The organism is uncultured Polaribacter sp. (genome assembly GCF_947497125.1).
GTDB lineage: Bacteria > Bacteroidota > Bacteroidia > Flavobacteriales > Flavobacteriaceae > Polaribacter.
Genome location: NZ_CANMFI010000004.1, coordinates 95,656 through 122,305, shown reverse-complemented (window position 1 = coordinate 122,305; position 26,650 = coordinate 95,656). Strand labels below are relative to the sequence as shown.

Annotated in this window: 24 protein-coding genes; 12 read left to right on the top strand and 12 right to left on the bottom strand. The window is 30.5% G+C overall.

The window, feature by feature from the left end; translation table 11 throughout:
* The first annotated feature begins 2 nt into the window (after positions 1-2).
* Positions 3-269, top strand: a complete 267-nt coding sequence (locus tag Q0678_RS07530; RefSeq protein ID WP_299056118.1) for an acyl-CoA-binding protein — start codon at positions 3-5, stop codon at positions 267-269.
* 4 nt (positions 270-273) lie between these two features.
* Positions 274-903, top strand: coding sequence for a YceI family protein (locus Q0678_RS07525; protein WP_299056115.1), 630 nt, complete (start codon positions 274-276; stop codon positions 901-903).
* Between the two features lie 85 nt (positions 904-988).
* Here the strand turns inward: Q0678_RS07525 and Q0678_RS07520 are convergent, their stop codons facing one another.
* A complete protein-coding gene (locus Q0678_RS07520) occupies positions 989-1,858 on the bottom strand; it encodes a TIGR01777 family oxidoreductase (RefSeq protein ID WP_299056113.1) in 870 nt (289 codons plus the stop codon).
* 124 nt (positions 1,859-1,982) lie between these two features.
* On the opposite strand from Q0678_RS07520, the gene Q0678_RS07515 reads away from it, so the two are divergent.
* Positions 1,983-3,107, top strand: a complete 1,125-nt coding sequence (locus tag Q0678_RS07515) for a VWA domain-containing protein (protein WP_299056111.1) — start codon at positions 1,983-1,985, stop codon at positions 3,105-3,107.
* A gap of 63 nt (positions 3,108-3,170) precedes the next feature.
* Entirely contained in the window at positions 3,171-4,637 is a 1,467-nt protein-coding gene (locus tag Q0678_RS07510) for a magnesium chelatase (protein ID WP_299056109.1), read from the top strand.
* 57 nt (positions 4,638-4,694) lie between these two features.
* On the opposite strand, the gene Q0678_RS07505 is transcribed toward Q0678_RS07510, so the two are convergent.
* The 6 genes from Q0678_RS07505 to Q0678_RS07480 all read right to left on the bottom strand — a co-directional run bounded on the left by Q0678_RS07505 (position 4,695) and on the right by Q0678_RS07480 (position 10,764).
* Entirely contained in the window at positions 4,695-5,273 is a 579-nt protein-coding gene (locus Q0678_RS07505; protein ID WP_299056107.1) for a hypothetical protein, read from the bottom strand.
* 151 nt (positions 5,274-5,424) lie between these two features.
* Positions 5,425-6,753 (bottom strand): M28 family metallopeptidase, encoded by a 1,329-nt coding sequence (locus Q0678_RS07500; protein WP_299056105.1) that lies wholly within the window; start codon positions 6,751-6,753, stop codon positions 5,425-5,427.
* Positions 6,754-6,895: 142 nt separating this feature from the next.
* On the bottom strand, positions 6,896-7,849 hold the full coding sequence (locus tag Q0678_RS07495) for a succinylglutamate desuccinylase/aspartoacylase family protein (protein WP_299056102.1): 954 nt from the start codon (positions 7,847-7,849) through the stop codon (positions 6,896-6,898).
* Positions 7,839-8,714 carry a 30S ribosomal protein S6--L-glutamate ligase gene (gene rimK, locus Q0678_RS07490; RefSeq protein WP_299056100.1) on the bottom strand — a complete coding sequence of 292 codons (876 nt, stop codon included), beginning with the start codon at positions 8,712-8,714 and terminating at the stop codon, positions 7,839-7,841. The genes Q0678_RS07495 and rimK overlap by 11 nt, the downstream gene beginning before the upstream one ends.
* Positions 8,711-9,148, bottom strand: a complete 438-nt coding sequence (locus tag Q0678_RS07485) for a RimK/LysX family protein (RefSeq protein WP_299056097.1) — start codon at positions 9,146-9,148, stop codon at positions 8,711-8,713. The genes rimK and Q0678_RS07485 overlap by 4 nt, the downstream gene beginning before the upstream one ends.
* Before the next feature lie 59 nt (positions 9,149-9,207).
* On the bottom strand, positions 9,208-10,764 hold the full coding sequence (locus tag Q0678_RS07480; protein ID WP_299056094.1) for an NAD(P)/FAD-dependent oxidoreductase: 1,557 nt from the start codon (positions 10,762-10,764) through the stop codon (positions 9,208-9,210).
* 101 nt (positions 10,765-10,865) lie between these two features.
* Between Q0678_RS07480 and Q0678_RS07475 the strand changes: the two genes are divergently transcribed.
* The 4 genes from Q0678_RS07475 (at position 10,866) to Q0678_RS07460 (ending at position 16,263) form a co-directional block, all read left to right on the top strand.
* A complete protein-coding gene (locus tag Q0678_RS07475; RefSeq protein ID WP_299056091.1) occupies positions 10,866-11,726 on the top strand; it encodes a PPK2 family polyphosphate kinase in 861 nt (286 codons plus the stop codon).
* Between the two features lie 57 nt (positions 11,727-11,783).
* Entirely contained in the window at positions 11,784-12,611 is an 828-nt protein-coding gene (locus Q0678_RS07470) for a 3'-5' exonuclease (RefSeq protein WP_299056089.1), read from the top strand.
* Positions 12,612-12,717: 106 nt separating this feature from the next.
* Positions 12,718-13,203 (top strand): ABC transporter ATPase, encoded by a 486-nt coding sequence (locus Q0678_RS07465; RefSeq protein ID WP_299056087.1) that lies wholly within the window; start codon positions 12,718-12,720, stop codon positions 13,201-13,203.
* 138 nt (positions 13,204-13,341) lie between these two features.
* Positions 13,342-16,263 (top strand): glycoside hydrolase family 3 N-terminal domain-containing protein, encoded by a 2,922-nt coding sequence (locus Q0678_RS07460; RefSeq protein ID WP_299056083.1) that lies wholly within the window; start codon positions 13,342-13,344, stop codon positions 16,261-16,263.
* A gap of 82 nt (positions 16,264-16,345) precedes the next feature.
* Here the strand turns inward: Q0678_RS07460 and Q0678_RS07455 are convergent, their stop codons facing one another.
* The 5 genes from Q0678_RS07455 to Q0678_RS07435 all read right to left on the bottom strand — a co-directional run bounded on the left by Q0678_RS07455 (position 16,346) and on the right by Q0678_RS07435 (position 21,342).
* Positions 16,346-17,428: a lysophospholipid acyltransferase family protein gene (locus tag Q0678_RS07455; RefSeq protein ID WP_299056080.1), complete on the bottom strand. Its 1,083-nt coding sequence runs from the start codon at positions 17,426-17,428 to the stop codon at positions 16,346-16,348.
* Between the two features lie 3 nt (positions 17,429-17,431).
* Entirely contained in the window at positions 17,432-18,349 is a 918-nt protein-coding gene (locus tag Q0678_RS07450) for a bile acid:sodium symporter family protein (protein WP_299056078.1), read from the bottom strand.
* A gap of 93 nt (positions 18,350-18,442) precedes the next feature.
* On the bottom strand, positions 18,443-19,150 hold the full coding sequence (locus Q0678_RS07445) for a 16S rRNA (uracil(1498)-N(3))-methyltransferase (RefSeq protein WP_299056075.1): 708 nt from the start codon (positions 19,148-19,150) through the stop codon (positions 18,443-18,445).
* Positions 19,151-19,205: 55 nt separating this feature from the next.
* The gene (locus Q0678_RS07440; RefSeq protein ID WP_299056072.1) at positions 19,206-20,324 is read right to left on the bottom strand and encodes a GTP cyclohydrolase; all 1,119 of its coding nucleotides are present in this window, start codon (positions 20,322-20,324) and stop codon (positions 19,206-19,208) included.
* A 16-nt stretch (positions 20,325-20,340) separates the two neighbouring features.
* Positions 20,341-21,342: a transporter gene (locus tag Q0678_RS07435; RefSeq protein WP_299056069.1), complete on the bottom strand. Its 1,002-nt coding sequence runs from the start codon at positions 21,340-21,342 to the stop codon at positions 20,341-20,343.
* A 180-nt stretch (positions 21,343-21,522) separates the two neighbouring features.
* Between Q0678_RS07435 and Q0678_RS07430 the strand changes: the two genes are divergently transcribed.
* Genes Q0678_RS07430 through Q0678_RS07415 form a run of 4 tightly spaced genes read left to right on the top strand, consistent with a single transcriptional unit; the run spans position 21,523 to position 26,650 of the window.
* A complete protein-coding gene (locus Q0678_RS07430) occupies positions 21,523-21,780 on the top strand; it encodes a DUF4834 family protein (protein ID WP_299056066.1) in 258 nt (85 codons plus the stop codon).
* 3 nt (positions 21,781-21,783) lie between these two features.
* Entirely contained in the window at positions 21,784-24,201 is a 2,418-nt protein-coding gene (locus Q0678_RS07425) for a YfhO family protein (RefSeq protein WP_299056063.1), read from the top strand.
* Entirely contained in the window at positions 24,198-25,388 is a 1,191-nt protein-coding gene (locus Q0678_RS07420; protein ID WP_299056060.1) for a glycosyltransferase family 4 protein, read from the top strand. The genes Q0678_RS07425 and Q0678_RS07420 overlap by 4 nt, the downstream gene beginning before the upstream one ends.
* Positions 25,385-26,650 carry a glycosyltransferase family 4 protein gene (locus Q0678_RS07415; RefSeq protein ID WP_299056055.1) on the top strand — a complete coding sequence of 422 codons (1,266 nt, stop codon included), beginning with the start codon at positions 25,385-25,387 and terminating at the stop codon, positions 26,648-26,650. The genes Q0678_RS07420 and Q0678_RS07415 overlap by 4 nt, the downstream gene beginning before the upstream one ends.

Below are 26,650 nucleotides of genomic sequence, written 5' to 3'. Positions count from 1 at the left end.
TTATGGTTCCCAATTTAGATATCGCATTTAACGATGCTTTTGATAAAATATCTACATTAAGAAAAGCAATTGCGCCAGATATAATGCTTAAATTTTATGCATATTACAAGCAGGCAAATTATGGCAATAAATTTTCATCTACCAAAGTTAGTAGTGTAAGAAGTGCTTTTAAGTTTAATGCATGGGTTCAATTAAACGGAATGTCATCCGAAGAAGCAAAAAAAGAATATATTAAATTAGCTGAAACAGTTTTAAATAGTAAAAAATAATATCATGAAAAAAAGTATTTCCCTATCATTTTTGTTCGTTGTATCTGTAATTTCTTTTTCTTGTAAATCAGAAAAAAAAGAAACTACACCCTCTGTTAAAGAAGTAGTTGTTAAAAAAAGTAATGCTGCATTTTCTTTAGAGAGTGCAAAAAATGAAATCAATTTTACGGCATACAAAACAACAGATAAAGTGCCTGTTGGTGGTCAATTTAAAAAAGTAAATATTACTGCAAACGGAGAAGGAAATTCTATTAAAGAAGCAATTCATAATACAGAATTTTCGATTCCTGTGAGTAGTCTTTTTACCAAAGATAGCAGTAGAGATTATAAGATTAAAAAATTCTTTTTTAGTGTTATGGATGCTACAAAACTACTTTCTGGAAAACTAGTAATTGAAAACGATTCTACTGGTTATGCAAATATTAAAATGAACGGTATTACCAATAAAGTACCTTTTATTTATACAATAGCTGCAAATACTTTTTCCATGAAAGCAAAGATGGATGTTGCAAATTGGAATGCTTTAGAGGCATTAAACTCTTTAAATGTTGTTTGTAAAGAACTTCATAAAGGTGCAGATGGTGTTTCTAAAACATGGAGTGAAGTAAGTCTTAATATAACTTCTACATTTTAGGATTTAAAAAAAATATATTAAAAAGCGAAAAGGATTTCCTTTTCGCTTTTTTGTTTATAAACCTAAAAGTAATGATGAGTTTTAGCTAATGCTTTAAAGCTTCTTCTAAACTGGCATATTTAAAATCATATACTTTTGTAATTTTTTTTGTGCACAATTGGCTTCCTTCCAAAAGAATGATTGCCAATTCTCCAAATACTATTTTCAATAAAAAAGAAGGCACAGAAATAGGTAAATATGGTCTATTTATAGTTTTAGCAAGTATTTTAGAAAAACTTTTATTAGTATGTTGTTCTGGAGAAACACTGTTGTAAATGCCCTCTAAATTATCTTCAATTGTTTTTAGATATAGATAACATAAATCATCAATATGAATCCATGGCATGTATTGATTGCCTTTGCCTAAAGGGCTAATGATGGGAGTTTTCATTTTATCTAAAGCGCCACCATTTTTACTTAAAACAACCCCTGTTCTTAAAATGGTAACCGGTATGTTTAGACTTTTAAATTCATTTGCTGCTGCCTCCCATTTTTCACATACCTCACCTAAAAAATCGGTTCCTGCTGCATCTGTTTCTTGGTAAATATTAGTAGTAGTTTTAGCACCATAATAATTACTACCCGATGCCGAAATAAATCCTTTTAAGGGTATATTTAATTCTTTAATTTTTTTGAATAATAGATTTGCACTTTTTACTCTACTGTCAATAATTTCGGTTTTTCTATCTGAAGACCAACGCTTATCTGCAATGCCATCGCCAGCTAAGTGAATGATGTAGTCCGTATTGATTAAAGCATCTTTATCAATAAAATCAGCAGAAATATCCCACTTAAATTCATGCGTTTTTTTAGGGTTTCTGCTTAAAATAGATATGGTATGATTGCTGTTTTTTAATATTTCAGTTAACCTTTTACCAATTAATCCACTTCCTCCGGTAATTAAAATTTTAGCCATAGCGTAAAGTTACTTTTATTTTGTTTAATTATTTTTAAAATTTATAAAACAAATCTATTGAAACATTTGATAAACTAATGTAAATTAGCTAAAAATTATTTATTGAATTCATATTTTTAGGCTGATGAAAGATAACACAAAAAGAAGAGGATTTGTTTTTAAAACTTTTAAGGAAGAAAGTCAGTCTCCGTTTGAGAAATTATTCGAAATCTTTAAAGAATTAATTACCCACACTTCAGGCGATTTTGATGAAGCTATTGATTGGTTAAGATCTTTAGATAAAGAATATCAATTAACAGATGATACTTATACGATTGATGATTTTATAGAAGATTTAAAGAAAAAAGGCTACATTAAAGAAGAAATTAAAAGTGATGGCACAGGGGCAACTACCATTACTTCAAAAACAGAAAGAGCTATTAGGCAGCAAGCATTAAATCATATTTTCGGTAAAATTAAAAGGAGTGGTACAGGCAATCATAAAACAAAATCTTCTGGGTTAGGAGATGAGCATACAGGAAACTTTAAAGCCTATCAATTTGGTGATTCTTTAGACAAAGTTTCGGTTACAGAAAGCATTAGAAATGCACAAATTAATAATGGTATCGATAATTTTAACCTTAGGGAAAATGATTTAGTAGTTGAAGAAACACTGCATAAAAGTCAAATGAGTACTATTTTAATGATAGATATTAGTCACTCAATGATTTTGTATGGAGAAGACCGTATTACACCTGCCAAAAAAGTTGCGATGGCACTTTCTGAATTAATAACTACTCGATATCCGAAAGATTCAATAGAGATTATTGTTTTCGGTAACGACGCTTGGCCTATAGAAATTAAAGATTTACCATATTTACAGGTAGGACCATATCATACAAATACAGTAGCTGGTTTGCAATTAGCTATGGATTTACTTCGTAGAAAACGAAATACAAACAAGCAAATTTTTATGATTACAGATGGTAAGCCGAGTTGCTTAAAATTACCAGATGGTCAATATTATAAAAACAGTAATGGTTTAGATACGTATATTGTAAATAAGTGTTATGCCATGGCGCAACAAGCAAGAAAATTACACATTCCTATTACTACTTTTATGATTGCACAAGACCCTTATTTAATGCAGTTTGTTAAAGCTTTTACAAAGGCGAACCAAGGCAAAGCATTTTATACAGGACTAAAAGGTTTAGGAGAAATGATTTTTGAAGACTACGAAACCAATAGAAAAAAACGAATAAAGGGTTAATAAATCTTATAGATTTCAATTTTATAAAAAGACAATACAATCATACTACACAATAAATTATAGATGAAAATAAATACAATAAAAACACTAGGCGAACTTATTAAATCTGGATACAAATCAAAGTCTATTAAAGAGGAGTTAAGAGAGAATCTTATCGCCAAAATAATGAATAAAGAAACCGTTTTTAAAGGTGTTCATGGTTATGAAAATACCGTTGTTCCAGAGTTAGAAAGAGCTATTTTAAGTAAGCATAACATAAACTTATTAGGTTTAAGAGGGCAAGCAAAAACTCGTTTAGCAAGATTAATGGTAGATTTGTTAGATGAATATATTCCGGTAGTAGAAGGCTCTGAAATTAATGATGATCCGTTGAATCCAATTTCTAGATTTGCAGTAGAGTTGATAAAAGAAAAGGGAGATAAAACACCAATATTTTGGCTACATAAATCAGAACGTTTTGCAGAGAAATTAGCTACGCCAGATGTAACTGTTGCAGATATTATTGGTGATGTAGACCCAATAAAAGCAGCTAATTTAAAATTGTCTTATGCAGATGATCGTGTTATTCATTATGGTATGATACCAAGAGCGAATAGGTGTATTTTTGTAATTAATGAGTTGCCAGATTTACAGGCAAGAATTCAAGTGGCGCTTTTTAATATTTTACAAGAAGGAGATATTCAGATTAGAGGTTTTAAATTACGTTTACCTTTAGATATGCATTTTGTGTTTACCGCAAACCCAGAAGATTATACCAATAGAGGTAGTATTGTAACACCTTTAAAAGATAGAATTGGTTCTCAAATACTTACTCATTATCCAGAAGATATAGAAACAGCTAAACTAATTACCCAACAAGAAGCTACAAAAATTAACAATCAAAAAGATTTTATAAAAGTACCCGAACTAGCAAAAGACCTTTTAGAGCAGATTGTTTTCGAGGCCAGAGATAGTCAATATATTGATGCAAAAAGTGGTGTAAGTGCTCGTTTAAGCATTGCAGCCTATGAAAACCTTATAAGTACTGCAGAAAGACGTGCTTTGTTTTCTGGTGATGATAAAACCATGATTCGATTAAGTGATTTTGACGGAATTATTCCTGCCATTACCGGTAAAGTAGAATTAGTTTATGAAGGTGAACAAGAGGGTGCTCAGTTTGTAGCAGAGAGTTTAATTAAAGAAGCGATAAAATCACTGTTTCCTACATTTTTTCCTGAGATAAAAAAGTTAGAAAAACAAGAAACAGAAACACCTTATGATGCTATTATTTCTTGGTTTTTTAATGCTGACGAAGATTTTGAGTTACTAGATGATTACACAGATGAAACTTATAAGAAAGCTTTGGATAAAGTTACACCGCTAAATGATTTTTTAAAGAAGTACCAACCGAATATGCTTACTGAAGATGCATATTTTGTAAAAGAATTTATTCTTTGGGCGCTTGTAGAGTTTAAAAAACTTAGTAAGTTTCGTTTTGCAGAGGGTACTCAATTTAAAGACCCGTATGGCAATTTTATTAGTGGCTTGTAATTTCTTACAAAGTATAATAAAATGGCATCTATTAATTTAGATGCCATTTTTTTGTGATTAAAAATTGATAACTAATAAATTAAGACTACTATTTAGTGTTTTGTCTATATCTGTTTTAAGTAATTTATTCATCCTATTTTCGATATCATTTCCTATTTGTAAATTAACATCTTCTAATAATTTATAAGCAATTATCAGTTTATTAATATTCTCTGTATTGTTTTTATAAGCATCAAGATTCTTATCACCATTAAAATCTATTGATTCATAAAAATCTGATAATTCAATATTTTTGTCTTTAATTATTTTAACTATCAATTTGTCTATAAAATCAGATTGCTTCTTAGTGTTTTTATTTACAACTTCATCTACTAATTTTTTATTCATAAAAGTTATCTTCATCTTTTTTTGATCTGATTCTGCAATCGTGTAGAGCGGAAACTTCCCTTCAGAGTTATTCGAAGGGTGAATTGTATTTATTTTTAGCAGCTGGTCTGCTTGTGTTGTATTTGTGTTTTTATACGTGTTTTCAAGAACATCCTTAAAATCATGCTGGTTATAAAATAAGTTTAAATCATTTTGAGAAAATGAAATATTGAAAATTAAAACGAAAGTAATAAAGATTATATTTTTCATAATTATTAGTTTTATTCTCAAATATAATAGTAATACTTTTAATTAAGTAAATAAAGCTATTGATTATTCTTATCGATTAATAATTTCACCTTATAATAAATTAGTGCTAGATTTTTAAATATTCTGGCATATAAGTGTTTTGTATGTTTTATTATTTCCTCCAAATTTTATTCGGAAAAACAATCACACTCTCATGCCCATTTTCATTAACCGATGCAACACCAAAGTAGAAGTTATCAATGACAATTCCGTTTAGTGTACATGTGGTTTCTTTTACAAATCTAGAGTTATCCCAAGTAGGAGAAGTGGTATCTCTCCAGTAAACCTTGTATCCTTTAGCAGCTTTAACAGCATTCCATTTTAACTTAGTATTGGCCTCTACAATTCCGCCAATAGCAACTTCTTTTGGGCTTGGTGGTGCCCATGCCAAACCAGCTAAAGTTATTGCATTAACGGCTGTTAATTTTTTGGCATATTCAAAATTTACGTGCTCAAAAGTATCACCATAAGAAATACCGTTTTCGGTTCTAATATCTTGGTGTTGTTGTGTGTAATTTTCATGCGCTTCCATAATTCTAATTCCTGCAAACCCTAAGTCGTTAAATGGTCTATGATGCCCGCCTCTTCCAAACCTGTCCAATCTATAAATCATCATTGGGTTCATTTCTGGCATATATGTTTTGGTTTGTTTGTAAACGTATCTTGCAAGCTGTCTCGAGATTCCATCAACTTCACCACCATAAAAACGTCTCATTTTTCGTTCTTTTTCTGTTTCATTTGCAGGTACTGGTTCAGAAAAAATTCTAAAAGATCTATTGTCAATTACACCATCTACGCCTTTAATATTACCAATCATATCATTATTTAATACACCAATAATGTCCCAACCTTTTTTAGCCGCATACTTAGCAAAACCAGCACCGCCAAATAAGCCTTGCTCTTCACCAGATAAGCCAAGATAAATAATGCTGCTGTCAAATTGATATTTGCTTAGTACTCTTGCTGCTTCTATGGTTCCGGCCATTCCAGATGCATTGTCATTTGCTCCTGGTGCATCAGTTGTGTAATCCATTGTGTTACTTGCTCTAGAGTCTATATCGCCACTCATAATAACATATCTGTTTGGAAATTTTGTTCCTTTTTGAATTGCAACAACATTTACAACCCAAGCATCATGAGGTACTCTTCTGTTTCCTTCTTTAGAAACAAAGTCTTTTTGATAAAATGTTTCAATACATTGGTTGCATTCTTTAGAAATATTTTCGAATTCAGATTTAATCCATCTTCTTGCAGCTCCAATACCACGAGTATTAGAAATGGTATCAGAAAAAGTGTTTCTTGTGCCAAATTCTGTAAGAGTTTTTACTGTATTTTTTATGCTTTTTGCAGAAATAGCATCAATTATTTCATAGATTTTAGCATCAGTTTGTGCTGTTAAGTTTGCAGAAATAAAGAGAAATAGAACCAGCTTTTTTATCATAATAAAGTGTTTTAATGGGGGAGTAAATTGTTGCTATTTTAGTTATTATTAATGGATGTAAGATACTAATTTCACAAAAAACAAAAACCATTTTAAAGAATTAAAATGGTTTTTGTGTAAAATCAAATTTCAAGAAAGTCTACTAATTATCTATACTTAAATGAAATAATGCATCTCCTTTATTAACGATAGGTGTTTTATTTATACAAAATACATGACAATTAAAAGGAGCATAAATTTTCTTTTTAAATTCGCCAAACGGATCTTGTATGACTCCTAAAACTTCTTTCTTTTTAACGAAGCTACCGTTTACAATTTTAATTTTTAACATTCCAGAGTGTTGTGCTCTTAGCCATTTTGTTTTATCAACAAAAAAAGGTCTTTCTTTTACTGTAATTTCTCCATCAATTAGGCCTAAATGAATCAATACGTTTTTTGTACCATTAACGCCTTCATTGATAATTGTAGGATTTAATTCTTTCGATTTTCCTCCCTCAAAAAGTAAAATTGTTTTTCCGAGTTTGTTAAAAGTTTCTCTTAGAGATTTTTTTATGTTCTCAGAATAAACAATCATCGGAGGGTTAAATACTATTGCCAAGTCTAGTGCTTTTTTATCTTCTTTGATACATCTAATTTGGGCAATATTATCTCTCTCGCCGCCACCTGTATGAAAATCGATAATGTAATCTACAAAAGGTGCAATTTCTTTTGTAAATTGATAAGCAAATTGGCTCGCTAAAGAGCCGTTTGCAGAACCAGGAAACATTCTATTTAAATCTCTACCGTCCGGAAATTCTCGTGTTTGTATTAAATATCCGAAGATATTAAAAACCGGAATACAGATAATGGTTCCTTTTTTAGGTTTGTTTAAGCCAAGGCTTATAATTTCTCTAACAATACCAACTCCGTTAGTTTCATCTCCATGAATACCAGCTAACAAGAGTACAACCGGACCAGGTTTTTGAGAACGTTCTATAATTACAGGAACATTGACAGTGGTTCTTGTATGTAATTTTGCAACTTTTAAATCTAAAACAGTTCGTTTTCCTTTAGGAATTTCTTTCCCTAAAAGAATAAAAGGTCTCTTACTCGACATGAATTTCTAAATATCTAATAATTTCTTTTGCAATATTTTTACCAGTTGCAACTTCTATTCCTTCTAAGCCTGGCGAAGAGTTTACTTCTAATACCAAAGGGCCTTTAGAAGATTGTAACATATCTACACCAGCAACACCCAAACCTAATGCTTTGGTTGCTTTTAGCGCTGTTTTTTCTTCTTCGTCGGTTAATTCTATAACGGTAGCATTACCACCTCTGTGTAAATTAGATCTAAATTCTCCTTCTTTTCCTTGACGTTTCATAGCACCAATTACCTTACCATCAACCACAAATGCTCTAATATCTGCACCACCAGCTTCTTTAATAAATTCTTGAGCAATAACGCGTGCACCCAATCCGTTAAAGGCCTCTAATACAGAGGTTGCTGCGTTTTTAGTTTCAGCTAAAACAACACCTAAGCCTTGTGTACCCTCTAAAAGTTTTAATACAAGTGGAGTACCACCAACAGAAGCTATTACATGTTCTACATCTTTTGTGTAATTTGTAAAAACAGTTTTTGGTAAACCAACACCAGCTCTTGCTAAAATTTGTAGGCTGCTTAATTTGTCTCTAGATCTTGTTAATGCCATAGAAGATACGGCAGTAAAGACTTTCATCATTTCAAATTGTCTTATAACCGCGGTACCATAAAATGTTACCGACGCACCAATTCTAGGAATAATAGCGTCTATGTTTTCTAGATATTCACCTTTATAGTGAATTTTAGGAGCTCTTTTTTCTATTTCGATATTGCATTTTAAATGATCGACCACAAAAACTTCATGTTTTCTTTTTTCTGCAGCTTCAACTAATCTTTTTGTTGAATACAATTTGGGGTTTCTAGATAAAATTACAATTCTCATTTATTTGATTTTAATTTATGTGATAGATTTTGTTTTGCGGTATCAATCACAAATTTTGTGCTTAAAAATTTTCTTCCCAACAATATAGGAAATTTCATTTCTTTACGCTCACTTAATGTTAAATGAATTGAAAAAATTTGATCGAAAATTATAATTGATGTTTCTATTAAAAACCTCTTTTCAGAGATTCCGTTAGAACTTTTTACCTTTTTATTTGAATAATTTTTAAATATAAACTCTTTATTGCTGTACAATAAGTGCTTTGGATCTAGTAATTTAAAACATAAGTGTTTTTTACCATCTACCATTATTTCTTTAATATCAGAACAATGAATAGAAGATGTATAGGCGCCAGAATCAATTTTTACATCAATATCTGAAAGAGATAATTCAGGAAAATCTGCTTTATCAATACGGCCAATAGTTATTTTCATTTATATAGTGTAATAGTCAGTAAAATTAGACATAGTTATTCAATTATAGCAAAAAATTATTACATTTTTGCAATAGCTGCTTCTGCACAACGTTCGCCGTCCATAGCGGCAGAAACAATACCGCCTGCATAACCACCACCTTCTCCGCAAGGAAAAAGCCCTTGAATTTCTACGTGTTCTAAGTTTTCTTTTCTAGGGATGTTTACTGGTGATGATGTTCTAGATTCTACCCCAATAATATTTGCTTCATTTGTGTAATAGCCATGCATTTTTTGTCCAAAAGCGGCAAACCCTTTTCGCAGTCTACTACCAATAATTTTAGGCAATAAAGAATGCATTGGTGCAGATTTTAACCCTGGTTGGTAAGAGGTTTCATTTAAGTCTGATGATAATTTTCCATCAACAAAATCGACTAATTTTTGTGCAGGTGCAGCTTGAGATCTACCACCAGCATAAAAGGCAATTTTTTCTAAATCTTTTTGAAATTCCAATCCTTTTAACGCTCCGAATGCTTCATATTTCTTAAAATCTTTATCAATATCTAATTCTACAACAATTCCAGAATTTGCAAATTTATTGTTTCGTCTACTTGGCGACATTCCATTGACCACTACTTCGCCGTTTGAGGTAGCAGCAGGTACAATAAAACCACCTGGGCACATGCAAAAAGAATACACACCTCTATTGTTTACTTGATGAACCAAACTGTAAGCTGCAGCCGGTAAAAGTGCATCTCTTTCTGATGTACAATGATATTGTATTTGATCTATTATTTCTTGCGGATGCTCTACTCGAACACCCATTGCAAAAGATTTAGCTTTTAAAGCAATTTTCTTTTTATGTAATAATTCGTATATGTCTCTTGCAGAATGACCGGTAGCTAAAATAACAGAATTCACTGCCATTTCTTGTCCGTTTTGCAATTGAATTGCTTTTAGTTTATGGTTCTTAATTGTAAAATCTACAACTCTTGTATTAAAATGGATTTCGCCACCAAATTTTAAGATATTCTCTCTAATATTTGCTATTATTTTGGGTAGCTTATTGGTTCCGATATGTGGATGAGCATCAATTAAAATTTGTTCGGTAGCGCCATGATAAACTAGGTTTTCAAAAATACGTCTTACATCTCCACGTTTTAAGCTTCTTGTATATAGTTTACCATCAGAATAGGTGCCAGCGCCACCTTCGCCAAAGCAATAATTAGAATCTTCATGAACAATATGATCTTGATTAATTGCTTTAAGGTCTCGTCTTCTTTCTTGTACGTTTTTACCGCGTTCTAACACAATAGGTTTATAGCCTAATTCGATACAACGCAAAGCGGCATACATACCTGCCGGCCCAAAACCAATAATATGTATTTCTTTAGCCTTAGAAACATCTTTATAATCAAAAATATAATCAGATTTTTCTGGCACACTTTCATTAATATAAACCGCCACTTTATAATTAAAAATAATGTCTTTTTTACGTGCATCAATCGATTTACGTAAAATTTTTACAGCAGAAATTTCTTTTTGATCAATAGCCAAATTCTTAGAAGCTTTTTGCAGCAGAATATTTTCTTTGCGTTCTTCTATTAAATTTACCCGAAGTTGAATTTCTTTTACCATACCGCAAAAATACTGAAATTTAGACTTTAAAAAATAAATAAGTTTCTCTTAAAATTAAGATTTAAATATTTTATTTTTTTTAAATTTAAAAATTATTTAAAATGAGAAAGAAAAAACAAATGTACAGAATAACAACCACCATAAAACTATCTGATTTTAAGACCAAAGAAGTGGTTAATGATGCAAAGAAAAAGCTAAAAAAAATAAGAAAAAAAATAAGCAAACTACAAGATACTATGTATGCCGAAGGCAAACACAGTATGTTAATTTGTTTGCAAGGAATGGATACTTCTGGAAAAGACAGCTTAATTAGAGAGGTTTTTAAAGATGTGAATGCTCGTGGGGTAGAAGTACACAGTTTTAAAGTACCTACCGAATTAGAGTTGAAGCACGATTTTTTATGGCGTCATTATATAGTATTACCAGCCAAAGGTAAAATAGGTGTTTTTAATAGAACGCATTACGAAAACGTATTGGTAACTAGAGTTCACCCAAGTTATGTGTTTGCAGAAAACATACCAAATGTTAATAGTTTGGTAGACTTAGATGATGCATTTTATCATGATAGAATGCAAAAAATTAATAATTTCGAAAAACATCTTACAGATAGTGGTACTATTGTGTTAAAATTCTTTTTAAACTTATCTAAAGAAGAGCAAAAAAACAGGTTGTTAAGAAGGTTGAATATACCTGAAAAGAATTGGAAATTTTCTTCAGGAGATTTAAAAGAACGAAAGTTGTGGGAAAAATATCAGTTTTGCTACGAAGACTTGTTAAACAGAACCTCTAAAGAAAATGCCTCTTGGTTTGTTTTACCTGCGGATGATAAACCAACGGCTAGATTGCTTTTAGCATCAATCGTTTTAAAAGAATTAGAAAAATATAATTTTAAAGAACCTACACTTTCTGCAAAATTACAAATACAAGTTGCAGATTTTAAAGAACAATTAAATAACGAATAGCTTTATATTACTAGAATAGTAGATTTCTAGTTCGGAATTAAAATTAAAACAAATTAGATGAATTTAAACTTAACAAAACCGATTGTATTTTTCGATTTAGAAACCACAGGAGTAAATATTGCTGTAGATAGAATTGTAGAAATAGCTATTTTAAAAGTACACCCAAACGGAAATAAAGAGAGTAAAACGTGGTTGGTAAACCCAGAAATAACGATACCCCAAGCTACAATTGATGTACACGGTATTACTAATGAAAAAGTAGCTGCAGAACCTACTTTTAAAGAATTGGCACCCGAAATTAATACAATGATTGCAGATGCAGATTTGGCAGGTTTTAATTCTAACAGATTCGATATTCCTTTATTGGCAGAAGAATTAATGCGCGCTGGCATCGATTTTGATATGAAAAACAGAAAAGCAATCGATGTACAAGTTATTTTTCATAAAAAAGAACAACGAACTTTAAGCGCAGGCTATCAGTTTTATTGTGGTAAAGAGTTAGAAGGAGCTCATGGTGCAGAGGCAGATACCAATGCAACTTACGAGATTTTATTGGCACAATTAGATAAGTATAAAGACATAGAAAATACGGTTGATGCTTTAAGTGAATATTCTACCCACGGACAACGAGCTGATTTTGCTGGTTTTATTTTGATGAATGATAAAAAGCAAGAAATTTTTTCTTTCGGAAAGTATAAAGGAAGAACCGTTGAAGATGTTTTTACAGAAAACCCTGGGTATTATAATTGGATGCAAAATGCAGACTTTCCTTTATACACCAAAAAGGTATTAAAGCAGATAAAAGAAAGAATGAATCCGCCAAAAAAGAAAATGACAGATGGCGAAAAGTTAGCCGCATTACAGCAGAAATTTAATTTAAGATAAAAGCAAAAAAAAACAGTTATAAAACTAATATGTTATTCCCATAAAATTGTAAAGATTTTATGACAATCAATCTAGTTTTTTTAACATATTTAAACCAACAACAATAATGTTTACAGCATATAAAAATTTACCCGATAATTCTCGTGTTTGGGTTTATCAAGCAGATAGAATTCTTACAGAGAATGAAATAAACGTAATTTCTGAGAAGGCAGCAGATTTTATCAATCAATGGACGCGACATGGAGATGATTTAAAAGGCTCTTTTGTTATCAAGTATAATCAGTTTTTGGTATTGGCAGTAGATGAAAGTTTTAACAATGTTTCTGGCTGTTCTATAGATAGTTCTGTGCGTTTTATTAAAGAGATAGAAAACGAATTAGAAGTAGATTTAATGAACAAGTTAAATGTTACTTTTAAAGATAACAATTCTATTAATGTGGTTAAGTTATCAGACTTTCAAAAGTTTGCTAAAGAGAAAAAAATTACTGCAGAAACTATTGTTTTTAATAATATGGTAAATACCAAAGCTGAATTTGAAAACCAATGGGAGCTACCAGCACAAGAGAGTTGGCACAAACGCTTTTTGGTATAAAAAATATTTTTAAAATTGAAATACGTTTACAGATAGGTTGCGTTAAGGATTGAAATGGCATCCTTTTTATTGCTTTTTTGCATAAAAAGATAGAATGGAAAGCCTGTTTAAACGCCCAAAAAAAGTTGATTGAAAAAGATGAAAAAAGAGTTACTTATAATTGTGTTGTTGTGTTTTGTGTGTAATTTAAATGCGCAAAGCGTAGATCCTTTAATTGCCAAAGATGCTGAAGCACAGACTGTTTGGGTAGATAGTATATTGAAAAACATGACCTTAGATGAAAAAATTGGTCAGTTTTTTATGGTACAAGCCTATTCTAATAAAGATAAAAAGCATGAAGATTTTATTACAGAATTGATTACCAAATACCATGTTGGTAATTTAATTTTTATGCAAGGAACCCCAGAAAAACAAGCAGCATTAAACAATAAGTATCAAGCTGCGGCAAAGTATCCTTTATTAATTGGTTTTGATGGAGAATGGGGGTTAGATATGCGTTTAAAAAACACCTACAGGTTTCCTTGGAACATGACTTTAGGTGCCATTAAAAATGATTCTTTGGTAAGACAATTTGGGCAACATTTAGGAAAGCATTGCAAGCGTTTGGGCATTCATATTAATTTTGCACCCGTTGTAGATATTAACACAAACCCAGAAAACCCTATTATTGGAAACCGATCTTTTGGAGAAAGTAAACAAAATGTAACGGATAAAGCAATTGCATTTACACAAGGCATGCAAAGTGAAGGTGTTTTGGCAAATGGCAAACACTTTCCGGGTCATGGAGATACTGCAACAGACTCTCACCATACCTTACCGGTATTAAATTTTGATAGAAACCGCTTAGATTCTATAGAATTATATCCGTATAAGAAAGTATTTGATGCTGGTATTGCAAGTGTAATGACGGCGCATTTAAGTATTCCTAGTTTAGAAGCTAATTCTAATTTGCCAACTTCTTTATCTAAAAATGTAGTAACCGATTTGTTGCAACAAGAACTGGGGTTTTTAGGGCTAATAATTACCGATGGTTTAAACATGAAAGGCGCTGCAAATTACGCATCATCATCTCAAATAGATTTAGCAGCAATTCTTGCTGGTAATGATTTGTTGTTAATTCCGCAAGATGTACCCGCAACAATTCATTTGATTAAAAAAGCGTTAGAATTAAAAACGCTAACAGAAGAAAGAATCGATTTTTCTGTTCGTAAAATTTTAAAAGCAAAATATTGGGCAGGTTTACATAGTTACAAAGCCATAGAAATAAATAATATTACAGAAGACTTAAATACTATAGAAGACGAGTTATTGCACAGAGAATTGATTAAAAATGCAATTACAGTTGTAAAAGATACTAAAGAAAATTTACCAGTTAGAAATTTAGAGAAGCAGCAAATTGCGTATGTAGAGTTGGGTGATGATTCTGGCGCTCATTTTTATGAAATGGTGCAAAATTATACCAAAATAACCAAGGTGTCTGACGCTAATTTAAATACATTAATACAAAAATTACAGCCATATAATATGGTAATAGTCGGGTTTCATAAATCGAATTTAAATCCGTGGAAAAGCTATAAATTCACTAATAAAGAGTTAGTTTGGTTGCAAGAAATTGCACGCCACAAAAATGTAATTTTAAATGTTTTTGCAAGTCCGTACAGCCTTTTGCAAATAAAATCATTTACAAATATAGAAAGTATTGTTGTTTCTTATCAAAACAGTAAAATTTCTCAAGAGCTTTCTGCGCAGTTAATTTTTGGTGCTTTTGAGGCAAAAGGAAAATTACCAGTTTCTATAAGAAAAGAGTTTTTAGAAGGTACAGGTCTTTCTACTTCAAATTTAAGCAGGTTGTCTTATACCATACCAGAAGCTGTTAATTTATCTTCTAAAAAATTAGAAAAAATAGATTCTTTGTCGGCAATCATTTTAAAAGATAAAATGGCACCAGGTTTTCAGGTGTTGGTAGCAAGAAATGGCAAAGTAGTACTTCAAAAAAGCTATGGATATCATACAGATAAGAAAGTTAGATCTGTAAAAAACTCAGATGTTTACGATTTAGCGTCTCTTACTAAAATATTAGCTTCTTTACCTTTAATAATGAAAGCAGAAGAAGATAATAAGATATCTTTAAATGATAGTATTGGCCGTTTATTACCAAATTTTAAAAATAGTAATAAGGCAGCTGTTTCTGTAAAAAAAATACTCTCTCATACGGGGCAGTTAAAAGCTTGGATTCCTTTTTATATTGCCACTCAAGATAGTGTAACCCATAAAAATTTGACCTCACTTTATGCCACAAAGAAAACAAGAAAGAAAGCAATTAAAGTTGCCGAAAACTTATACTTAAAAAACTCTTATAAAGATAGTATTTACAAATACATTAAAAATGTAGATCAAAGGGAAACTGAAGGTTATAAATACAGCGATTTAGGGTATTATTTATTTAAAGAAATGTTAGAAAATAATTACCAAAAACCTCTAAATATTTTAGCAGACGAATATTTTTATAAATCATTGGGTGCCAATAGAACCAGTTTTTTGCCACTTCAAAAATTTTACAAAAAAGAAATAGTACCATCAGAAATAGATACCTATTACCGCAACCAAGTTATACATGGTTATGTGCATGATATGGGGGCGGCTATGTTGGGTGGTGTAGCCGGGCATGCAGGTTTGTTTGCAAATGCAAATGATGTTGCAAAAATGATGCAAATGTATTTACAAAGAGGGTATTATGGTGGCAAACGTTACTTAAAAACAACAACTTTAAACAAATTTAATCACCGTTATTTTTCTGAAAACAATGTCCGTAGAGGCTTAGGGTTCGATAAACCACAACTAAATCCTGATGTAAAAGCTACTTGTGGTTGTGTTTCAGACGAAAGTTTTGGGCACTCTGGCTTTACAGGGACGTACACTTGGGCCGATCCTAAAAGTGGTCTTGTGTATGTTTTTCTATCCAACAGAACCTATCCAACAATGACAAATAAAGGATTGGTAAATAGTAATATGAGAACAGAAATTCAGCAAATTATTCAAGAAGCTATTTTAGATAATTAGTTTTTTTAGAAGCTATTTCCAGCTTTCACTACTCGCTTCACGCAAAAAAGCGTGAGAGCTTAAACAAACCGTTCAATCTGGGCTATGCCTTTTTGCTAGCTTCAGTAAATTCTTTATGTTCAAGCGCATTTGTAGGTGCAAACTTTACATACATTACAACTAATAGGGCAGAAAGTGTTATGTAAAAAACACCAACTAAAGTACCGTAAAAATAGCCAACAATACTTCCTTGAAGAAAATAAAAAAAACTAAATAAAAATAGGTTTAAACTAAATCTAAAAGTGTCTATAAATTCAATTTCATCAATTTTTTTTAAGGCTTGTTTCCAAATGAGGTAAGGAAAAATACTATTCAAAATAATTAAATAGTAAAGAGGTTTTAAATAGTTTTTTTTGAGTGTCTTTTTCTCTGAAAATGAATTCGATTTAATCATTTTATTTACAGCAGAAACTTCAGTAAAGTTAACTTGAGCAGCTGTTAGTTTTTGTAAAATTCCAGCATAATTTTCATCGTCTGGTATGTGAACACTTAGTTCTTGTAACTGGTTGCTAACTTTTTCTTTTAAAATGTTGATAGCTTTTGGAGAGGTATTCTCTTCAAAAATTTTTCTAGTTAAAATTGGTTTGCCATAATTTACAGTAACTTTAGCAGGAAAATGAGACGGATGTTGGTAGGTTATTCCTACAGGTATCACTGTAATTTCTAAATTTTTGTATTTTTCTAATGCACCAGAAACAATTCTTGTAAATCCCTTGCTTAAAGGTCTTATGGTTCTTTTTTTGTCGTGGCTACCTTCCGGGAAAATCATTAATGTTTCTCCTTTGTGTAAGATTTGATGGCATTTATTAAAAATTTCTTCGTTATTAGAAAGCTGTTTAATACCGTCTCTAATTCTATAAATTGGCATTAAGTACAAAGAGGCGAGTATTTTTTTTATAAATGGATTTTTAAACGAAGCGGCTCTTACCAAAAAATGATTCTGTCTGCTATTTGTGGTTGTTACATATAAGGGATCTACCAATCCGTTTGGATGGTTTACCGCAAATAATACAGCACCTTTTTTAGGGATATTATTTTTACCCAAAACGGTTATTTTTTTAGAGTAAAAAAACAAGCCAATTTTAATGTAACACCAAACGAGTGTAAACCAAATTTTCTGAATCATATTTTATGCTTCTTTAATTGAATTTTTCTTACCCCAATAAGTAGCTAAAAGAATTCCAGAAAAAACATCCCAAATCCCCCAAAAAGCGGCCAATAATGCCATACCACCTAAGCCATCAAAAAAACCAAAAATTAGTAACAAGCCCAAACCACCATTTTGTATGCCTGTTTCCATGGCAATGGTTCTGGTGTCTTTTTTATTTAAGCCAAAACTTTTTGCGGTGTAAAAACCTAGTATAAAAGCAAATATATTATGGAAAATTACTAAGAAGATAACATGATGAATATGATTGACAAAGACCTCTAAATTTTGTGAAAATGCAACAAAAATAAGAGCAATAAAAACTAGCATAGATAATGGCTTTAGTACCTTTTCTATTTTGCCAGCCATTTCTGAATGGTAATGTTTTATGAGCATTCCAAAAAATAGCGGAATCCCTAAAATTAAAGAAACTAATTTTAAAAGTGATACCCAGTTTAATTCTACTGTTTCTAAAATAGCATTTGTTGGTTCGTACAAACTACCCCAAAAATGCAGATTAAAAGGCGTCATAAAAATACAAATTAATGTTGCAAATGCTGTTAAGCTTACAGACAAAGCAGCATTTCCACCTGCCATTTTACTGAAGAAATTCGAAACATTTCCACCAGGGCAAGCGGCAATCATCATCATTCCTAGAGCAAAACTAGGATGAGGTTCTATAATTAAAATTGCTAAAAATGTAAATAAAGGCAACAAAATAAATTGCGATAAAACACCTACAAAAAGGATTTTAGGATTTTTAAAAAGTCTTTTAAAATCGTCTACAGAAATACCGAGTGCTACCCCAAACATTATTATTCCAATGGCAATATTTAAAACCCATAATCCGCTTGCGTCAAAGTTTATTTTTATGGCATCTATATCTATCTGGTTTTGCATTTATGATTGAGTGTTTTTATGAAATTTGTAGTTTTTTTGTATGTAAAATAAAGTGTAAACAAACTATTGTTAACCTTAGCAATATAGTAAAACCTATTGATTGATAAAAGAAACAGAATTTACGGCTACCAATCCAGCGGTCTCTGTACGTAATCTGCTTTCTCCTAAAGAAATAGGAATCATGTTTTTTTGAAGGCATTTTTTAATCTCTTCAACAGAAAAATCTCCTTCAGGACCTATTAAAATTGTTGTTTTTTCAGAGGGATTTATAGTCTGTAAAAGAGAATTTTTAATTCCGTTTTCACAATGAGCAATACAAACCTTACCCTCAAATTCTTGATTTATAAATGCATTTAATTTTACAGGAGCATTTAATTTTGGCAAGGTAAATTTTAAAGACTGTTTTGCTGCAGACTGAATAATTTTTTCTAAACGGTCATTTTTTACAACTTTTCTCTCAGAGTTATCGCAAATAATAGGCGTAATTTCATCAATACCAATTTCTGTTGCTTTTTCTAAAAACCACTCTAGGCGATCATTATTTTTAGTTGGTGCAATGGCAATATGAAGATAGTAATGCCAAGGTTTTAATTTTTCGATTGCATTTACTACACGGGCAGAACATCTTTTGTCGTTCGCGTAATTAATTTCTACATCAAATAAAAACCCTTTTCCGTTTGTTATTTTTAAAATATCGCCCTCTTTTTTTCTTAATACTCGAACAATATGTTTGCTTTCTATTTTATCGAAAGTAAGTTCTTTGGTTTCTAAATTTATTTCTGAATTATAAAAGAGTTGCATGTAATATAAGTTGCAATGTTATAAAGTATAAAGGTACAAAGTTTTTCACAACTCACTAAAGATTCTTCCTATAGGTTCGACGTCTTTTATGAGTGATGGGTTTAAAGTTTTCCCATAATTTTTTGATAGCTTCATTATCTTCTAACTCAGGTGTACGAATACAGTTTTCAATTCCTAAATTGTTAAATGTTTTAGTGTACTGATCAAAAATAATGGCATGAACCCCTTTATTTTGGTACTCTGGATGAACCCCAATTAAATAAAAGGTAACATCTTTTGCATGTTTTTTTGCTTTTAATAAATGAAACAGACCAAAAGGAAAAAGTTTCCCTTTTGCTTTTTGTAAAGCTTCAGAGAAAGAAGGCATTACAATAGCAAAAGCAACTAGTTTATGATGTTCGTCAACAACAAATTTTATGTATTCTGGGTTGATAAACGAAATGTATTTTTTCTTAAAAAAGGCTATTTGAGCATCAGAAATTGGTACAAAAGAGGATAGTTTGGCATAAGAGGCACTAAACACTTCAAACATTTCATCTACATAAGGCATGATGTCTTTTGTTTTGGTAAAATCGAGTGCTTTTAATTTAAAACGTCTTTTTAAAATATTACTAATTCTATCAAAATAGACACCATCAACATTTTTAAATTTAAATTTATTTTCTAAATATTCTTTTTCTTTAACAAAACCTAACTGTTCTAAATGTTCTTTGTAATACGGATGATTGTACCAAGTAATCATAGTGCCAATATGATCGAAACCTTCTGTTAATACTCCGGTTTTGTCTAAGTTATTAAAACCAACTGGTCCTTCTATATATGTTAATTTATTTTGTTGGCCAATTTCTTTTACTTTGTTTAAAAGAGCTCTACTTACCTCAATATCATCAATTACATCAAACCAGCCAAAACGCATTTTTTTAATTTGTTGCTTTTCTACTTCAAACCAATTAATAATGGCAATAACTCTCCCTACAATTTTATTGTTTTTAATAGCTACAAAAAAATGAGCATCTGCATTTTCGAACACAGGGTTTTTTGTAGGATTAAAATTATCAATTTCGTCTTTTATAATAGGAGGAACCCAATACTTATTGTCTTTGTATAATGAAAAAGGAAAGAGCACAAAGGCTTTCATTTCTTGTTTAGAAGTAACTTCTTTAATTGTAATCATATTTTTTTTAAAAAAATTATTTTCTTTTACGTTTTCTACTAGTTCTTTTATTCTTTTTAAAAACGCTAAATATTTTAGAGAAAAAACTACGGTTTCTATTATTATACCTTGTTATTGGTGTGTCTTTTAATTTACTTTCGATTTCATTTAAATCTTTGTAAGTGTCTTGGTGTTTGTCTATTCGATAAGAGACTCCAAAACCACCATAAAAACCTTCAGATTTTCCCTCTTTTATAGAGCGAAACGAGGTGTTAACTTGTAAATTTCTACTAAATAAATAGGTAACACCAAGTCCGAAATTTAAATTATTCTGGTATTTTTCTATGATAGCTTGGTGTTCTAAAAAACCAGACCATCGTTCGCCAAAATTTTGAGTAGCTGTAACGATATATGATATTTCTGTAAACTCGGTACCTGCTTTGTCATAAAAAATATTTGAAATAATATTAAAATCGTTTGTTAAGTTTTGCTGAAGTAAAACACCAATTTTAGGAGATATTTTATTTGTTTGATATAGGCTATTTATAAAATCTGTGTTTACACCTAAATAGATTGCTACAGAAGGAATAAAACGTTTGTAATCAAATGCATTTCTTTTTTTCCAGCTTCTAACTTCTTTACTTTTATCTGTATACGTTGGTTCGAATAGCAAGTATTTTGCCCCAACCGTAAGTTTGCTAATGCCACTGTTAAAGTAATGAGAGGTAAAAATATTATTAAAGGCAACTTTGTCTTTTTGATAAGTAATTTGGGTGTTAAATTCTAGCCTTTCTAAAAAGAAACTAGTTCTAAATAAGACATCTATCCCTAAAGATTGAGGCTTAGAAAATATGGGCGAAATGTTGGTGTTTTTAGTGAAAAAATTACTCTCAAATTGATATACACCAGAACCAACACTGTATGGGCTTTCTGAAAAACCGGGTTTGTTAGAGTTAATGATATCTGTATATTGTGCTATTGTTGAGTTTGTTAGTAGAAATAAAATTGCAAAAAACAGCTTAAAAAAAGATTGCTTCATAATTTATAATACATTTTTGATAGTTGTTTACTGTCAGCAAAGACAAACATAGGTTAAAAAACCTATTTTATAAAAGTAAACACTACTTTTTTAAGTTTGTGAAACTTTTATAGGTTGATAACGCTTCAATTGTATTCAAATTGTTATTTTTGATTGATAATTAATTTACAATACTTTTAAATGGGCGTACTTAAAACCATCTTCATTATAATATTTTTTTATTATGCTTTTTCTTTTTTAGCTAGGTTATTTGCACCTTTTTTAGTTAAAAAAGCAGCAGAAACAATCAAAAAGAAAGCAGCACAACAATTTGGTGGAGATGCAGAAACAAAAAGTTCTGTGCCAGAAGGTAAGACAGTGATAGACAAACAGCCAAGAACTTCGCAGCAAACAAAAAACTCTGTTGGAGAATATGTAGATTTTGAAGAAATAGATTAAACAATGAAATTTAATAAAATAGCTCCTTATCTTCTTGTTTTTGCCATCTTTACATTGGCTTCTGTCATTTATTTTTTTCCTGTTTTAAAGGGTCAAAAATTAAATCAATCAGATATTACCCAGTTCAGAGGGATGGTTAAAGAAATTAATGATTATAGGGCAGCAAAGGACACAGAGCCATACTGGACAGGCGCTTCTTTTAGCGGAATGCCAGCCTATCAAATAAGTGCTTATTACCCGAATGATTTTGTAAGGGTGTTAGATAGAACATTACGTTTTTTACCAAGACCTGCAGATTATACTTTTTTATATTTTTTAAGTTTTTTTCTGCTAATGCTAGCGTTAAAAGTACATTGGAGATTGGCAGTCTTTGGGGCGCTAGGCTTTGGTTTTTCTACTTATTTGATTATTATTTTTGGTGCAGGTCATAATGCTAAAGCACATGCTATTGCCTATATGCCTTTAGTTTTAGCAGGTATTTTATGGGTGTATCAAAAAAAATACATACTTGGTTTTTTTGTTACTGGCTTGGCAATGGCGTTAGAAATTTATACGAATCATCCGCAAATGACCTATTATCTTGGTTTCTGCATATTAATTTTGGTGGTTATAGAATTTATTAATGCTATTAAAGAAAAACAGCTGCTTGTTTTTTTACAACAAGGAGTTGTAATTTTAGCGGCTATTTTATTAGGTGTTGGTATGAATGCGCCGCGTTTGTTGGCAATGAAAGAATATGCAGACAATAGTACACGAGGCAAATCTGAATTGACAATTAATACCGATGGCACCTCAAAAGAAATTTCTAAAGGTCTTGATAAAGCTTACATTACAGAATATAGTTATGCAAAGCTAGAGACTTTTAACTTGTTTATTCCGCGATTTATGGGTGGCGGTACTGTCGAAAAGTTAGACGATTCTTCTCATTTTTATAAAGCTGTAGAAAGTATGGCAGGTAAAAAAGCTGCCAGAGATCATGCGAGTCAGGCTTTAACTTATTGGGGAGATCAAACGATAGTAGAAGCGCCAGCTTATATTGGTGCTGTTCTATTTTTTCTTTTCTTCTTAGGACTTTTTCTTGTTAAAGGAAAATTAAAAATTTGGCTAGTTACCGCAACGGTTTTTTCAATTTTAATGAGTTGGGGTAGAAATTTCGACATATTAACCAATCTATTTATCGATTATTTTCCTTTGTATAATAAGTTTAGAGCAGTTTCTTCAATACAAATAATAGCAGAATTATGTGTGCCAATTTTAGCGGTTTTAGGTCTAAAAGAGTTTTTCTCTTCAAAAATCACATCAGAAATAAAACTAAATGCTTTAAAAAAAGCAGTCTTTTCTTTTGTAGGGTTAATTGTTGTAGGCTTTATACTTGCCCACGTTTTTTCTACATTTAAAGGATTAAGAGATGCACAATACAATCAATTTCATACTTTGATAGACGCGATTATTTCTGATAGAAAATCGATGTTATTAGTAGATACTTTTAGATCAATATTATTAACAATACTTACCGCAAGTGTTTTATGGTTGTTGCTAAAAGAAAAGTTAAAACAAGGTGTTGCAATTTTTATATTAACTGTTTTTGTATTGTTTGATTTAATTTCTGTGGATAAAAGATATGTAAATCAAGAAGATTTTAAATCAGCAAGAAAAATAGAAAAGCCTTTTACAGCTTCAGAAGCAGATGCGTTTATACTTCAAGATAAAAGTCATTTTAGAGTTGGTAATTTTACAGTAAATCCAATGAGTGATGGTAGTACTTCTTATTTTCATCAATCAATTGGTGGTTATCATGCAGCCAAGCTTGGGCGTTATCAAGAACTGTTTGATTATCAGATAGCCAATAATAATATTGAGGTGTTAAATATGTTAAACACTAAATATTTTATTGTTTTTGATGATCAAAACAAAGAAACAGTTCAATTAAACGATGAGGCAAACGGCAATGCATGGTTTGTAGATAGGTTAATAGCTGTAAACAATGCCAATTCAGAAATTAGGGCCTTAGATTCTTTGAATACTAAAAACGAAGCTGTTTATGATCGTTCATACAACACACTTAATGTTTTAGAGAATTTTAATATTGAAAAAGATTCTTTAGCTAGCATTCGTTTAACAAAGTATGATGTTACAACGTTAACATATCAATCAAAATCTACAAAAGAACAATTTGCAGTGTTTTCTGAAATATACTACAAACAGGGTTGGAATGCATATATAGATGGTAAATTAACACCTCATTTAAGGGTAAATTATGTTTTAAGGGGAATGCTTATTCCAGCAGGCAAGCATACCGTAGAATTTAAATTTGAGCCAAAGGTAATACAACAAGGAAAAATAATTTCTTTAACTTCTTATGGACTTTTGTTGTTGATAGCTGTAGGTTGGTTTTTTTATGAAAGGAAAAATAATTCATGAAAATAGGAATGATTTTAGATGCTCCATTTCCACCAGATCCGAGAGTAGAAAATGAAGCTATTTCATTAATAGAGGCAGGTCATGAAGTGTTTCTTTTTTGCTTAAATTATTCTAATCAGAAAGCTTCAGAAATTATAAATGGTATTCAAGTGAAAAGGGTTGCTTCTAATAAAATAGAATATAAATTATCTGCCTTAGCTTATACAATTCCTATATATACTTTTTTGATGAAAAGAAAAATTCATCAATTTCTAAAAGAAACAAAAATAGCAGCTTTGCACATACATGATATTCGAATTGCAGAAGCCGTATTTAATGTGAATAAGAAATACAATTTACCGGTTGTTTTAGATTTACATGATAATATGCCAGAAGTAATGAAGTTGTATCCACACCTTCAAAAATTTCCTGGTAAATATATTATTTCACCAAAAAAATGGAAAAAGAAAGAAGAACAATTTATAGAGAAAGCTAATAAAGTTATTTCTGTTTCACCAGAATTTTTAGAGCATTTAGGGCAAAAAATCCCTTCCTCAAAAGATAAATTAGTTTTGGTGCCTAATACTATTAGAGAATCATTTTATAAAGATTATCAAGTAGATAAATTAATAATAAATAAATATAAAGAGAATTTTGTTATTCTATATTTAGGCGATACTCATTTAAGGAGAGGATTGCAAACTGCCATTGAAGCTCTTGTTTGTTTGAAAGAAACTATTACAAATATTAAGTTAGTAATTGTTGGTAAAAACACAACAGATATTATTTTAAAGCAACAAGTTGTTGATTTAAAACTAGAAAATTTTGTTGATTTTGAAGGTTGGCAAAATGTGTCATTATTTCAATCGTATATTTTAGCAAGTGCTATTTGTATTTCTCCTTTGCACAGAAATTTACAACATGATGTAGCTTATGCAAATAAAATTTTTCAATATATGAGTTTGGCAAAACCACTTTTAGTAAGTGATGCAATTGCTCAAAAAAAAATAATTGAAAAGGCAAATTCTGGCTTGGTGCATAAGGATAGAGATATACATGATTTTTCTAATAAAATTTTAGCACTTTATAAAGATGAAACGTTAAGAAATGAATTAGGGAAAAATGGAAAGCAGTTTATTGAAAATGAGTTTTCTTGGGAACAAACTTCAAAAAAACTAATACATTTATACGATAATTTACAAAATTGAAAGTTTTAATTATTACATATTATTGGCCACCTGCTGGTGGTTCTGGTGTACAAAGGTGGTTGAAATTTGTAAAGTATTTACAAAATTTTGACATAGAACCTGTTGTCTATACAGTAGATGTTTTAAAATATCCAAAAGAAGATTTTTCTCTTGTAGATGAAGTCCCTAAAAATATAAAAATTTTAAAGCAACCAATTTGGGAGCCAACCGATCTCTTGTTTTGGAAAAAAAATAAAAATCAGAAAAAAGAGATATCAAATATTAGTAACGGTGGTTTCTTGTCTTTTATACGCGGTAATTTTTTTGTTCCAGACCCTAAGGTTAGCTGGGTAAAACCTTCGGTAAAATATTTGCAAGAATATTTAGATTTGAACAAAATTGATGCTATTATTTCTACTGGGCCACCACATAGTATGCATTTAATTGCTCAGAAATTACATCAAAATAATAAATTAAAATGGTTGGCAGATTTTAGAGATCCGTGGTCTAATTTATACTACAATAAAGATTTTAAACAGCTACCTTTTGCAAAAAGCAAGAATAAGAAATTAGAAGAATCTGTTTTAAAAAATGCAGATTGTATTTTAACTGTTAGCAATACTTTAAAAGAAGAATTTGTTAAAATAGCCAATAGGGTAGAAGTCATAACAAATGGTTTTGATGATGAGGTTTTACAGGAAAATGATATTATTTTAGATACAAAATTTTCTATATCATATATTGGTTTGTTGCCTAAACAAAGCAATCCGAAAACGTTATTTAAAGTTTTAAAGGAACTTTGTCTAGAAAATGACACTTTTAAAAATGACTTGCAACTTAATTTTATTGGTGATATTTCTAATGATGTTAAAAATGAAGTTTTAAGTTCTCAGTTGATTGATAATGCTACGTTTTTAGGGTATGTAAATCATCAAAAAGCAATTGAATATCAAAAAAAAGCACAAGTTTTGTTATTGTTAATCCCTAATGTAGCAAATAATAAAGGAATTTTAACGGGTAAATTATTTGAATATTTAACTACAAAAAGACCCATTTTAGCAATTGGCCCAGAAGAAGGCGATTTGTCTAAAATTTTAAATGATACAAAATCTGGGCAAGTTATTAATTACAACAATCATCAGAAATTAAAATTAGAAATTAATAAATTATACGAACTTTATAAAAAGGGTACTTTATTCGTAAATCCTATAAATATGAACAAATATCATAGAAAAGAGTTAACGAAAGAGTTAGCAACTGTAATTAAAAGTTTACATTCGTAA

Coding starts and splice junctions, on each gene's coding strand:
- Q0678_RS07440 (WP_299056072.1), bottom strand. CDS start 20,324: ATGATTACAATTAAAGAAGTTACTTCTAAACAAGAAATGAAAGCCTTT.
- Q0678_RS07515 (WP_299056111.1), top strand. CDS start 1,983: ATGAAAGATAACACAAAAAGAAGAGGATTTGTTTTTAAAACTTTTAAG.
- Q0678_RS07485 (WP_299056097.1), bottom strand. CDS start 9,148: ATGAAAATAACTATTGGCCGTATTGATAAAGCAGATTTTCCTGAATTA.
- Q0678_RS07430 (WP_299056066.1), top strand. CDS start 21,523: ATGGGCGTACTTAAAACCATCTTCATTATAATATTTTTTTATTATGCT.
- Q0678_RS07460 (WP_299056083.1), top strand. CDS start 13,342: ATGAAAAAAGAGTTACTTATAATTGTGTTGTTGTGTTTTGTGTGTAAT.
- Q0678_RS07445 (WP_299056075.1), bottom strand. CDS start 19,150: ATGCAACTCTTTTATAATTCAGAAATAAATTTAGAAACCAAAGAACTT.
- Q0678_RS07500 (WP_299056105.1), bottom strand. CDS start 6,753: ATGATAAAAAAGCTGGTTCTATTTCTCTTTATTTCTGCAAACTTAACA.
- Q0678_RS07450 (WP_299056078.1), bottom strand. CDS start 18,349: ATGCAAAACCAGATAGATATAGATGCCATAAAAATAAACTTTGACGCA.
- rimK (WP_299056100.1), bottom strand. CDS start 8,714: ATGAGAATTGTAATTTTATCTAGAAACCCCAAATTGTATTCAACAAAA.
- Q0678_RS07480 (WP_299056094.1), bottom strand. CDS start 10,764: ATGGTAAAAGAAATTCAACTTCGGGTAAATTTAATAGAAGAACGCAAA.
- Q0678_RS07510 (WP_299056109.1), top strand. CDS start 3,171: ATGAAAATAAATACAATAAAAACACTAGGCGAACTTATTAAATCTGGA.
- Q0678_RS07520 (WP_299056113.1), bottom strand. CDS start 1,858: ATGGCTAAAATTTTAATTACCGGAGGAAGTGGATTAATTGGTAAAAGG.
- Q0678_RS07475 (WP_299056091.1), top strand. CDS start 10,866: ATGAGAAAGAAAAAACAAATGTACAGAATAACAACCACCATAAAACTA.
- Q0678_RS07470 (WP_299056089.1), top strand. CDS start 11,784: ATGAATTTAAACTTAACAAAACCGATTGTATTTTTCGATTTAGAAACC.
- Q0678_RS07420 (WP_299056060.1), top strand. CDS start 24,198: ATGAAAATAGGAATGATTTTAGATGCTCCATTTCCACCAGATCCGAGA.
- Q0678_RS07525 (WP_299056115.1), top strand. CDS start 274: ATGAAAAAAAGTATTTCCCTATCATTTTTGTTCGTTGTATCTGTAATT.
- Q0678_RS07495 (WP_299056102.1), bottom strand. CDS start 7,849: ATGTCGAGTAAGAGACCTTTTATTCTTTTAGGGAAAGAAATTCCTAAA.
- Q0678_RS07505 (WP_299056107.1), bottom strand. CDS start 5,273: ATGAAAAATATAATCTTTATTACTTTCGTTTTAATTTTCAATATTTCA.
- Q0678_RS07465 (WP_299056087.1), top strand. CDS start 12,718: ATGTTTACAGCATATAAAAATTTACCCGATAATTCTCGTGTTTGGGTT.
- Q0678_RS07530 (WP_299056118.1), top strand. CDS start 3: ATGGTTCCCAATTTAGATATCGCATTTAACGATGCTTTTGATAAAATA.
- Q0678_RS07425 (WP_299056063.1), top strand. CDS start 21,784: ATGAAATTTAATAAAATAGCTCCTTATCTTCTTGTTTTTGCCATCTTT.
- Q0678_RS07455 (WP_299056080.1), bottom strand. CDS start 17,428: ATGATTCAGAAAATTTGGTTTACACTCGTTTGGTGTTACATTAAAATT.
- Q0678_RS07435 (WP_299056069.1), bottom strand. CDS start 21,342: ATGAAGCAATCTTTTTTTAAGCTGTTTTTTGCAATTTTATTTCTACTA.